The organism is Pseudoalteromonas sp. SR44-5, from assembly GCF_014163675.1.
Lineage (GTDB): Bacteria > Pseudomonadota > Gammaproteobacteria > Enterobacterales > Alteromonadaceae > Pseudoalteromonas > Pseudoalteromonas rhizosphaerae.
This window is the reverse complement of the sequence record NZ_JACJDT010000009.1, coordinates 94,427-106,403: the sequence shown is the minus strand read 5'-3', so window position 1 is coordinate 106,403 and position 11,977 is coordinate 94,427. Positions and strand designations below refer to the sequence as shown.

The 11,977-nt window shown below is 38.9% G+C and carries 10 protein-coding genes; 4 read left to right on the top strand and 6 right to left on the bottom strand.

Annotated elements, in window-relative coordinates; all coding sequences use genetic code 11:
* Window positions 1-70: 70 nt before the first annotated feature.
* Window positions 71-2,791 carry a type I DNA topoisomerase gene (topA, locus tag H5154_RS07280; protein ID WP_182717886.1) on the top strand — a complete coding sequence of 907 codons (2,721 nt, stop codon included), beginning with the start codon at window positions 71-73 and terminating at the stop codon, window positions 2,789-2,791.
* 99 nt (window positions 2,792-2,890) lie between these two features.
* On the opposite strand, the gene H5154_RS07275 is transcribed toward topA, so the two are convergent.
* Entirely contained in the window at window positions 2,891-3,133 is a 243-nt protein-coding gene (locus tag H5154_RS07275; protein ID WP_149981038.1) for a hypothetical protein, read from the bottom strand.
* A gap of 227 nt (window positions 3,134-3,360) precedes the next feature.
* Here H5154_RS07275 and H5154_RS07270 point away from each other — a divergent pair, with 227 nt between their 5' ends.
* The gene (locus H5154_RS07270) at window positions 3,361-3,909 is read left to right on the top strand and encodes a TIGR00645 family protein (protein WP_145233766.1); all 549 of its coding nucleotides are present in this window, start codon (window positions 3,361-3,363) and stop codon (window positions 3,907-3,909) included.
* Window positions 3,910-3,947: 38 nt separating this feature from the next.
* Here the strand turns inward: H5154_RS07270 and H5154_RS07265 are convergent, their stop codons facing one another.
* Window positions 3,948-5,147, bottom strand: coding sequence for an ABC transporter permease (locus H5154_RS07265; protein WP_182717885.1), 1,200 nt, complete (start codon window positions 5,145-5,147; stop codon window positions 3,948-3,950).
* The gene (locus H5154_RS24035) at window positions 5,144-5,995 is read right to left on the bottom strand and encodes an ATP-binding cassette domain-containing protein (protein ID WP_310736606.1); all 852 of its coding nucleotides are present in this window, start codon (window positions 5,993-5,995) and stop codon (window positions 5,144-5,146) included. Before H5154_RS24035 ends, H5154_RS07265 begins: the two co-directional genes overlap by 4 nt.
* Before the next feature lie 474 nt (window positions 5,996-6,469).
* On the opposite strand from H5154_RS24035, the gene H5154_RS07255 reads away from it, so the two are divergent.
* Window positions 6,470-7,888 (top strand): sigma-54-dependent Fis family transcriptional regulator, encoded by a 1,419-nt coding sequence (locus H5154_RS07255; protein WP_149981042.1) that lies wholly within the window; start codon window positions 6,470-6,472, stop codon window positions 7,886-7,888.
* 141 nt (window positions 7,889-8,029) lie between these two features.
* Window positions 8,030-9,412 (top strand): cytochrome c oxidase accessory protein CcoG, encoded by a 1,383-nt coding sequence (gene ccoG / locus H5154_RS07250; protein ID WP_149981043.1) that lies wholly within the window; start codon window positions 8,030-8,032, stop codon window positions 9,410-9,412.
* 1 nt (window position 9,413) lies between these two features.
* On the opposite strand, the gene H5154_RS07245 is transcribed toward ccoG, so the two are convergent.
* From H5154_RS07245 to H5154_RS07235, 3 genes are all read right to left on the bottom strand, one after another.
* Window positions 9,414-9,839: a hypothetical protein gene (locus tag H5154_RS07245; RefSeq protein WP_182717884.1), complete on the bottom strand. Its 426-nt coding sequence runs from the start codon at window positions 9,837-9,839 to the stop codon at window positions 9,414-9,416.
* Window positions 9,840-10,014: 175 nt separating this feature from the next.
* Window positions 10,015-10,929 carry a M14 family metallocarboxypeptidase gene (locus H5154_RS07240; RefSeq protein WP_182717883.1) on the bottom strand — a complete coding sequence of 305 codons (915 nt, stop codon included), beginning with the start codon at window positions 10,927-10,929 and terminating at the stop codon, window positions 10,015-10,017.
* Between the two features lie 92 nt (window positions 10,930-11,021).
* The gene (locus tag H5154_RS07235; RefSeq protein ID WP_182717882.1) at window positions 11,022-11,597 is read right to left on the bottom strand and encodes a hypothetical protein; all 576 of its coding nucleotides are present in this window, start codon (window positions 11,595-11,597) and stop codon (window positions 11,022-11,024) included.
* Window positions 11,598-11,977: the final 380 nt, after the last annotated feature.

Genomic DNA, 11,977 nt, shown 5'->3' with positions numbered 1-11,977 from the left:
ATACCTATAAATATTCGCGCCCGTAAATGGGCAAAACACATTTAAAATACTTGGTTAGAAATAGGCAACTATGGGCAAATCGCTAGTAATTGTAGAGTCTCCTGCTAAGGCTAAAACAATTAATAAATATTTAGGAAACGATTTTATCGTCAAGTCCTCTATTGGGCATGTACGAGATCTTCCTACCTCCGGTTCAGGCAAAACCAAAACGGCTGCTGTAAAAACACCTGCAGAAGTACGTAAAATGGCACCAGAAGAAAAGGCCGCGTACAAAAAACAGCGTGATTATACAAATTTAGTAGCTCGAATGGGGATTGATCCAGATAAAGGCTGGGAGCCACATTACGAAGTATTACCAGGTAAAGAAAAAGTTGTTCAAGAATTACAAAAGCTCGCTGAAAACGCTGACCAAATCTATCTCGCAACGGATTTGGATAGGGAAGGAGAAGCAATTGCTTGGCACCTGCAAGAAATTATCGGTGGAGAGCCAGAAAAATATAAGCGTGTCGTATTCAATGAGATAACTAAAAATGCCATTCAGGCCGCCTTTGAGGCTCCTGGTGAGCTAAATACCGACATGGTCTATGCCCAGCAGACTCGTCGCTTTTTAGATCGTGTTGTAGGCTTTATGGTATCGCCATTATTGTGGCAAAAAGTTGCCCGTGGTTTATCCGCTGGACGAGTACAGTCTGTCGCAGTACGTTTGTTAGTTGAGCGCGAGCGTGAAATTAAAGCGTTTATTCCTGAAGAGTTCTGGGATATTCATGCCGATGTGAAAAATACCGAGTCGGCACTTCGTTTAGAGGTGTTCAAACAAGGTGATAAAGCCTTTAAGCCAGTCAATGAAGCGCAAGCTATGGCAGCTACTGCATCTTTAGAGCAAGCTGAATATAAAGTTGTTAGTGTTGAGGAAAAGCCAAGTAAAAGTCGTCCTAGTGCGCCACTAATTACTTCAACAATGCAACAAGCTGCGAGTACGCGTTTAGGCTATGGCGTTAAAAAGACCATGATGTTAGCGCAACGTTTGTATGAAGCAGGTTATATCACCTATATGCGAACTGACTCAACCAACTTGTCGAAAGATGCAGTTGCAATGTGTCGCGAGTATGTTTCGCAGCAGTTTGGTGATAAGTATTTACCAAAAGAAGCTATTAGTTATAGTTCAAAAGGCAATGCACAAGAGGCGCATGAGGCGATCCGTCCTTCAAGTGTTACTGTATTATCTGGTCACCTAGATGGCGTAGACCCGGATGCTAAAAAGCTTTATGAATTAATTTGGCGTCAATTTGTTGCGTGTCAAATGGTCCCTGCTGAATATGACTTAACAACATTAACTGTTACTGCCGCCGATTTCCAATTAAGAGCCAAAGGACGGGTGTTACGTTTTGATGGTTGGACTAAAGTACAACCAGCAGTTCGAAAAAAGAACGAAGAAGATCAATCACTACCAGCTATTAAAGAAGGCGAGATATTAAGCCTTGTTGAACTTGATCCAAAACAGCATTTTACTAAGCCGCCAGCACGCTTTAGTGAAGCGAGTTTAGTAAAAGAACTTGAAAAACGTGGTATTGGTCGTCCATCTACCTATGCATCAATTATTTCAACGATACAAGATCGTGGATATGTCCGTGTTGAAAACCGTCGTTTCTTTGCAGAAAAAATGGGTGAAATTGTCACCGATCGTTTAGTTGAGAACTTTACTGATCTGATGAACTTTGACTTTACTGCAAAAATGGAAGGCCGGTTAGATGACATCGCTGAAGGTGAGCGTGTCTGGACACAGGTACTTGACAAGTTTTACGCTGATTTTTCTACACAACTGACTTTAGCCAGTGGTGAAGAAGATGAAGGTGGGATGCGTAAAAATGAAATGGTCGAAACTGATATTGACTGTCCAACATGTGGCAGAAAAATGGGTATTCGAACAGCCTCTACTGGCGTTTTCTTAGGCTGTACAGGCTATAATTTACCGCCAAAAGAACGTTGTACTACCACTATGAACTTAGTGTCAGGTGATGAAGCGGTTGCCGCTGACGTTGAAGATGTCGAAACCGAAACATTGATGCAAATGAAGCGTTGCCCAATTTGTGAAACGGCAATGGATTCATACCTGATAGATGAAACTCGTAAATTACATGTTTGTGGTAATAACCCTGCTTGTAAGGGTTATGTCGTTGAGCAGGGCACGTTTAAAATTAAAGGCTATGATGGCCCTATCATTGAATGTGATAAATGCTCATCAGATATGCAGCTTAAATCAGGGCGCTTTGGTAAATACTTTGGCTGTAGTAATGATGAGTGTAAAAACACCCGTAAATTACTGCGTAACGGCGAAGCAGCGCCACCAAAAGAAGACCCTGTTCAGTTACCAGAGTTAGAGTGTGAAAAATCTGATGCATACTTTGTGCTACGTGACGGCGCTGCAGGTATTTTCTTAGCAGCGAATACCTTCCCTAAATCACGTGAAACTCGTGCCCCTAAAGTGGAAGAGTTACAGCGTTTTAGAGATCGTATTTCACCTAAGTTTTATTATCTAGCTGATGCACCAGTAAAAGATCCTGATGGTAACTTAGCAATTGTTCGTTATAGCCGTAAGAATAAAGAACAATATGTAATGACTGAGGTTGACGGTAAAGCAACAGGCTGGACTGCACATTTCAATGCAGGAAAGTGGGTTGAAGAGGCAAAGAAGAAAGCCGCACCGAAGAAAAAACCAGTCGCTAAAAAGGCAACAGTCAAGAAAGCCGCACCTAAAAAAGCCGCTGCAAAAACAAAAAAGGACGCTGAGTAGAATACTAAGCTCTGAAAACAAAAAAACCGGAATGCACACCCTTGTGTCAATTCCGGTTTTTTTATATCAAAAATTATGCCTTTAGAGGCATTTTTGACGTTAGATTTTTACGTCAGTGACTTTTTTATAGCCTTCTGATTCAAGTTCATCATTTACGCACTTTAGTACGTATGGTTTAAGCTCTTCATTGCTGATGTCGTCGTCTTTAGCCCAGTTTAAACACATCTCAGTGTATTCTTTAATTGTTTCGGCGGAAGCTTCAACAGCATCGTCAGCAACAGCAAAAGTTGCATAAACTGCAAATAATGGCGCTACGATAAGCGCTAGCAATGCTTTTTTCATTCGTGTATTCCTAAAAAATGTAGTGACTGCTGTTTTATATTCAAAAACAACAGTGATCCAATCAAGCAACATGCTGTTGGTAAGTGATTCTTAAACGAAATGATAATAAAAGATAACGAAATATTTTTATCGTAAAGACAAATATAATGTAATAAGAGACGGTAAAATAATGAGAAACTTATGTTAATCAATGCTATCTTACGCCAGCTATCAATTTAGGAATAATTATGTCTCAAAGCCAACTACCTGACACCACACCTCGTGTTGCATCTAAACTAGAACAGTTTGTTGAAAGCTTTATTTTTCGAGCCCGCTGGCTACTAGCTCCCTTTTTTATAGGCTTACTCGTTGCAATTGTACTGTTACTTTTGAAGTTTTTTAAATACCTGTATCAAATGGCGATAAATACATTTAGCGCTACTAATGAGCAACTACTGGTGGGTATTTTGACCTTGGTTGATACCGCATTACTGGCAGGATTATTATTAATAATTATTTTTAGTGGCTATGAAAATTTTGTTTCTAAATTAAATATTGGTAATCATGAAGATCGCCCTGCATGGATGGGTAAAGTAGGTTTTTCTGGTCTTAAAATGAAATTGATCAGCGCAATTGTTGCCATTTCTGCAGTCGAACTGTTAAAGGTGTTTATAAGCTCTACTAGTCACTCAAGTGATGAATTGATGTGGAAAGTAATAATTCATGTTACTTTTGTGATATCAGGTGTGCTATTTGCTCTCACTGATTTTATAAATAGCAAAACTCACAATCATTAAATAGCAGATAACGCAACGCTATCTGCCTATATGTTTTTTTATTTAAAGATACTCAACCACATAGCCTTTAAACTCGGTTCTTTTGCGTACATATTCATACCCATTTTAAAAATACGAGCGGCAAATATGCGTAAGTAATAAAAACAGCCAATACTGAGAAGCAGGGATAAGAGTGCTTGCCAAATTGGTATTTCAACTAATGACATGCGCACCGGCATAACCGCAAATGCCGTGATCGGCAAGTAACTAAGCACGATTGTTAAAACACTGTTTGGTGCATCGATAACAAAAAATGCAATCACAATAGGTGCCAATGGCAGCATCATTAAGGCACTTTTACTACTGTGATTAGGATCATCAATACCCGCTGCGATCGCAGCCATAAATGCAGCGCAGATGCCAAGACCTACAATCGCATAGGCTAACAACCAAGGCAGTAATGACCAATTAATAAAGTCTAAATTGAGGGCTTGTTGTTTAATGATAACGGTAAAAAATAGCATCGATAAAATAATCGATAGCAAGGTGCCAATCATGGTTTTTACTGCAAGTAATATTTGCCCAAGTAGCTTACCATCTATCCATGTTTGTGGTGTCATGGTGGCTAGCAATTGCTCCGTTACGCGGTTTTGCTTTTCACCGGTAATACTGACAAAGAGTTGGCTAAAGATCCCAAACATCGCAACAAATAATAATATCAGTACCCCAAATGCTGTGTATGTTTGACTACGATCAGCTTGATTTTTCAAAAGCTCGTCAAGTACCCTATGTTCAATTGAAATATTTTTCGTCAATCCTAGTCGTTGTTGCTCGCTTAAGCCTAAGCTATCAAATTGAGCTTGTTGCAATTGCGCTCTAAGGAGCGATTGCAATGTTGTTTGCCATGCCGATTTTACAGCAGTTATTAACGTATATGAGTGAGTCGCTTGGTCAAACTTAAGTACGCCATCATAGTCAGTATCTTCAGCTAAATTTGCAATGATGGCAGTTAAATCATCATGTTTGGTAAACTTAAATTGTGTCGATGTAGGCTCTGTTTTGACGCTAAACTCGAGGTTGCTTGCTAAATGATAACCTTGTTCAAGTTGACTGTTTGCAGTGGCAAAAAAATAAATAACTCCAGCAATAGCGAGCATGATCAACTTCGAAATAATTTCTTGTTTTAGTTTAAAAAAATGCAAGAACTCCCATTTTGCAACAATCCAGAGCTGTTGCTGTGTAAGTGATGATTTATTCATAGCGTCGTTCCTTGATCCAGTTTAGCGTTATGCTCAGCTACTGCGTGTAAATAAATTGCATGCAGTGACTGAGCTTTATTTTTGAATTCACATATTTCCCCGATGCTGATTAACTGAGGAAGTAACTGGTTAAGTGATTGGTGTTGCTTTAGGGTGATAGTTAGTTGCTGTGCTTTTATTTGCTCAACACAATAATGTTCACATAGTTGCTCAAAGTAAGTTTGATTAATTGGATCGTTGAATACGACTTGAATACTATTATTTTGCGCGCTTTGAAGTATATTACTGAGTTTGCCGTATAAAACACTTTCACCTTGATTTAATAGCAATACCCGATCAGCAAGTTTTTCTACCATCGCCATCTGATGTGCACTTAAAATAACGGTCATGCCTTGCTGTTTTAATTGCGCTAAAAATTCAACAACTAATTCCTGATTAATAGGATCTAAGCCAGAAAATGGCTCATCTAAAATTACCCATTTGGGCTTATGTAAAATTGCAGTGATCAATCGGATTTTTTGTTGGTTCCCTTTAGAAAGTGATTTTAAGGGGTCATTCAATCGTGCGGTTAAATTAAATTTAGCTAACCAATAGTCACAGCGCTGCGTAAATTCGCTATCTTTTACGCCGTGTAATGCTGCAAAAAATTGTAGATTTTGTTTTATTGTTTTTTCTGGATAGAGGCCTCGGTCTTCTGGTAGATAGCCCAGTAAATGTGCCGGAATAGATGAATACGCTTGTCTTGCATCATTGAGTTGAATAGAGCCACTATCTGGAGAGGAAAAACCAACGATCATTTTTACTAATGATGATTTCCCCGCACCATTGGGGCCAAGTAAAGCAAAAATCTCTCCTGGTTACACATCAAATGACAGCTTATTCACCGCAGTAACCGTTTTATAGTGTTTTTCAAGGTTGTTAATAATTAACGACATGTGACCCTACAATATTGTTTTTTTGAGTTTAATCGGTTACAACCAAGAATGTAACTACTACCAGAGATGAAATTGTAAGCAAAGATTATGCAATAATTAAATAAGAAGTGTGCAGACACTGCAGTTAATACATATTTGCAAAGCTAATATAGTAAAATTACAAGTTGATTAACTTTTCCTTGATGATAGTTGGGTATTTATTAATATTATTTTCAATTGATTAATAATGAGTGCTGTAGTCTTACAGTTACTTTAGATGCGGTTCATGATGAAGCAAAACGACGGATAGTTTCGCTTTAATGAGCGGTATGATTTAGTCACTTAGGGTGCAAATCTTCGCCATTATAGGCATAATGAACGCGATATTTCGCGAATTCGGTGTAAGCAATGATAAAACAGTTTTTAGACGATCCAACTTTATTACTCAACGCTGTTGGTGAGGGAATATATGGCTTTGATTTAAGTGGTAATGCGGTATTTGTAAACCCCGCTGCTGAACGCATGACTGGATGGCATGCAGATGAGTTGCTGGGTAAAAAAATTCATCAGTACCATCATCATAGCCATGCTGACGGGCGGCCATATCCAGCAGATGAATGCCAGATTTATTGCACTATGTTTGACGGCAAGCATCGCCATGTTAAAGATGAGGTATTTTGGCGTAAAGACGGCAGCTGTTTTGCGGTAGAATATACATCTACACCCGTTTATAAAAATAATCAGTTGATCGGCGCTGTCGCGATATTTCGCGATGTATCAAAACAACACCAGACAGAGCACGCACTGCGTGATGCTTTAGCGCAAGTGAATCACTTAAGTGAGCAATTAAAAGAGCAAAATAGCTATTTGATAGCAGAACTTAATGAAGATTGGCAAGAGTCTGGTTTGGTAGGCAAAAGCCACGTATTTCAAACCATGCTTGAGCAAATAAAACTTGTTAGCCCGACCGATAGCACTGTGTTGATTTTAGGTGAGAACGGCACAGGTAAAGAATTAGTCGCTCGTAACTTACATCGCTTAAGTGGGCGCAGTGGGCAATCCTTTATTAAGGTCAATTGCGCCGCATTTACGCCAAGCTTACTTGAATCTGAGTTATTTGGTCATGAAAAGGGGGCTTTTACGGGGGCTAAGGAGCATCGTAAAGGACGTTTTGAGTTGGCTAATAATGGCACCATTTTTTTAGACGAAATTGGAGAGCTTGCTCTTGAAGCGCAAAGTAAGTTGTTACGGGTATTGCAAGAGCATGAATTTGAACGTGTTGGCAGTAGCCAAACACGTAAAGTTAATATTCGTGTAATTGCTGCGACTAATCGTGACTTATGGGCAATGGTGCAGTCAGGATGCTTTAGAATAGATTTATATTATCGACTAAATGTATTTCCAATAACAGTTCCACCACTGAAAGCGCGTAAAGAAGATATCCCATACTTGTGTAGTAATTTGATTGCGCAATTAAATAAACGTCTTGGTAAACAGCTCAAAGGACTCAGTGAAAAAGCCATAACACAGCTACAAGCGTATGATTGGCCGGGTAATATTCGTGAATTACAGAATGTACTAGAGCGAGAGGCTATTTTATCAAAGCAGTCTGTATTGCAGTTATCGCAACCACTTGATGCCAATGCTAGCGCTAACCTAAACACGGATCTGAGCCTTGACGAAGCGCAGAGACAGCATATCATCGCAGTATTAGAGCTATCAAATTGGCAAATTTCTGGCAGTCAAGGCGCGGCAGTTAAATTAGGCATGCCGGAGAGTACGTTACGATCAAAAATGCGCAAGTTGATGATCCGTAAAAATCGTTAAATATCACGACACTCGCTAAATATCGCGATTTTAGCGAATTTATTAAATAAAAATTCATTAATATTCAGTTGCTTAATTTAATTTCAGTTTGGTCTGAAACTTGCAAACTTACAGGCCTAACCGTCACAGTAAGTAGTTATTATGAAATTTGATATTAAAGAAGAAGATATGATCATCAAGCCCTATAAGCATGAAGGGCCTATTTATATCCGTGAGCAAAAAGGATTTTTCCAGCGTATTCGCCGTAACCTTGGTTGGTTACTCATGCTTACATTCATTCTTATTCCTTGGATCCCATACAAAGGCCAGCAAGCGGTATTGCTAGATGTTGCGAGTCAAAAGTTTGCTATTTTTGGGCTGACCTTACTGCCCCAAGATTTTATGATCTTGGCGTTGTTATTTATGTTAGGCGCTTTTGCGTTGTTTTTTGTTACCAATTGGCTTGGCCGGGTATGGTGTGGATATACATGCCCACAAACAATTTGGATGCTGATGTTTTCATGGGTGGAGCAACGTATAGAGGGAACACGTAATCAACGTATAAAGTTAGATAAATCCGCGTGGACGTTATCAAAATGGCAGAAAAAAACAATCAAGCACAGCGCTTGGTTAATCATATCATTGTTTACAGCAACGTCATTTATGGCTTACTTTATTCCGGCTAAAAGCTTGTATGGGGATATGTTTACTCTGCAATGGTCGGGCATCACTAGTTTTTGGGTATTTTTGTTTGCCTTTTGTACTTATGGAAATGCCGGTTTCTTAAGAGAAAAAATGTGCACCATTGCTTGTCCATACTCACGGTTTCAGGCTGTAATGTTTGATAAAGATACATTACTTGTCACTTACGATAGTGCGCGTGGGGAAAGTCGTGGTCCACGTAAACGTAAGGCCGATCCTAAAGCCTTAGATTTAGGTGATTGCGTAGATTGCAATTTATGTGTGGAAGTGTGCCCTGCAGGGATTGATATTCGTAACGGCTTACAATATGAATGTATTAACTGTGGTTTATGTATCGATGCATGCGATGACACAATGGATAAGTTTGGCTATCAAAAAGGCTTGATCAAGTACGCAAGCGAAAAGCAGATGGCTGGCGAGCAAACTAATCCATACCGGTTGAAACTGGTTGGTTATGGCGCACTCACGGTTTTATTAATGGTCAGTATGTTAGCGTGGTTAGTTCAACGCACGCCAATCGAAGTGTCAGTACTGCGTGATCGTAATGCATTATATCGAGTAAATTATGAGGGCTTAGTTGAAAACCCTTACACCTTGACAATAATTAATAAAACACAGCAGTTAGTGCATTACCGAGTAGCGATTACCGGTCTTGATGTGGCTAAGTTACAGAGTCCTCAACTTACAGCTGTCGAGCCTGGTCAAATGAAGCGCATCCCGGTCACTGTGGTTGCCGATGGCTATGATTTACCAAGTAAGCTCAATGAACTTGATTTTGTGATCACAGCCGAAGAAGATAGCAGCATTAATACATCAATAAGCAGTGTGTTTTATCGTAACTAATTTACACAGAGTGAAACTGAGCTGCTTTATCGTTCATTGTTTGGTTAATAAAGGTTTTAGCTTGCGCTAAACTTTTAAACAAGCTGTGACGAATATCCACGCTAAGGCCTGCATTGTGAATAATGCGTTGCATTTGATTGATTACGATAGCTGAATCAAAAATATAAGCGCTAGCAATACATCCATTACGAACCATGGCAGAGGCCAACACTGTAAGTTGTTGCTCTGCCTGAGGAGTTGCAGCCAACAAATTTTGAGAATCACTGATATATCCCCATGGTTTATTGGCAAGCTGACTAACCTGCTCAAATAAGCAATTGCTAAATGAGGTTACTAAACTTGCATTAAGATTCCCGCAAAAATTAGCAATGATTATATTTTGCTCGCGGTGTAAACTAACCTGTCCATGTTTATTGCTAAATTTCAACGTGCTTCCTTGTAAGAAAATTTAAGAGCGCGAATTTTATACAATTAAAACGCGGAGTCTAGGTATTTTTTAATTTTTTATAAATTTGCATTAATTAATCAGTGATTAATATATAACCAGATTAAAAATGTCAGAATAGGGCCTAAATATAATTACCAATAGACCCTAGTCATAATTATTTTGTAAGCAGGTGATCTAATGCACCTTTAATTGCAGCCACCTGTGCTGTAATACATAGCTCATCTGTTGCCGTCGGACTATCTGGGTACACTTCTGTTGTGGTGACATACTGTGCATCTGTAAAGCCCATGCATAAACCGAGTTCTCGTGCTGCATAATTGATCACACCATGTTGTTCTAATGGCACTCCAATGAGTTGATTGTTTTCATCACTGGGGGCAATTTGAGTCACATTAGCAACAGTGTCAATAATCGCTTTTTGGAATTGCGGTTCAGGTTTATTGCTATCAGCGACAAGATAAAAACCATCAGGAATATTCCAATTAGTGTTCACTTTGCCATCACGAGCCGCAAGTGCAGGGCGAAACTCACTGTTGTCAGTGTCAGTTGTTTCATGCAGATCAATATGCGCTAATAAAGGTATATTTTGTGCTTTAATATAATTTATTAGTGCTGCTGACTCTGGTGCTGGGCTTGATGAATAAAACGAACGGTTTGGATCTATGGCTGCTGGGTTCCAGCGATTAATGGTTTCATATCCCCACGGGCTAATACAAGGAGCAACCAGTAAGTTAAACTCTTTAGCGTATTTCATACCTAGCGTTTTCATAAAATGTAATGCGCCATGAACACCGCTTGTTTCATAGCCATGTAGGCCACCGGTGATCAATATGCTCGGTTTATTCGATGCCCACTGTTTTGATTTAATAATAAAAAGAGGGTAGCGAGTAGGATCAAAACTGAGCGCACCATATTGCTCAACCTCGAAATCATTATCCAGTTCGTTGATTAAAGTTACAACTTCAGATTGATAGCTACGTTTAATCGTTTGTAGGTTAAACCAGCACTGTTTATCTTTATCATTCCAAGGCGTGCCTTGAGTACCTATTGGATAGTTATTTTCGCTCATAGAACCTTCATTTATTACAATAAAGGTTTAGCTTATCGCTGTACTAACCTCACTGCAACTAGCTGCGACTAATACACAACTGTGAATTATATTTATAAGCTGTTTGAGGACTCATATAAATTGGCATTTTGGCGCTTATGGGCTTCAAATAAATAAGCCCTTAGATGTTCTTTCCCTTGATGAATATGAGTGATCTTGGCAGCCATGCCTCGCTTACTAAAGCGTACCGGTTTGATGTCGATAGTAATATTTTTTTTGTTTGGAAGGGTTAATTTTATCTGTTGCTCAATCGCTAAAGGAGCTTTTTGAGTCGTTGATTTTAGAAAAAGTCCAGTACTTGAGATTGATTCAACTTCAAAGTCTTGGCTCTGAATATTGAGGTTCCCGCCACGCCAACAGCGCTTTATTCCTTGTGTGTCGATGACCTCTGGTGCACTTAATACAGGGGTTACAACGCCTGTTTTATCAATTCTTATTTCAAGTGGAAACCATAATTGATAATCGCCAACTTCAGCCAGTAGTGTTAATTTTGTATTATTTAGTAATTCAGCAATATTGGCAGGGATAGAGCTTTGTAATGTCAGTGTATGATTGTCCCTCAATTTTGAAGGAACCGTCACTTGGAAAAGATCTGATATAAAATTTAGTTCTTCATTGGTCATATCCATTTAGCATCTAATCCCATGCGGGCGATAATGTAGTTAATACCGTATTTTAAGTCGAGAGTTTATTCATACAATAATGTATAACGGCAGTGTAATAACATACTTGAGTTATTTAAGAAAATAAGCATATTGTGCGCCACAAAGTCGTCTTTTTGGATTGTTAAAATATATAAGAGCTAGCACTTTTATACACTGTCAGATGATAAATCTACCCCTATTTATTCTTACATGATAGTTTTTTGTTTGTTTAATAAACAGTGGCTAAGTTTTATTGCTAAAATAACGTAAATTACTGGACCTGATAAAGTTATTAAGGGTATTTTTAAATTGCGATTTCACTTTTATATTGTTTACATTAATCAACTACTCTTTACGAATTTTCT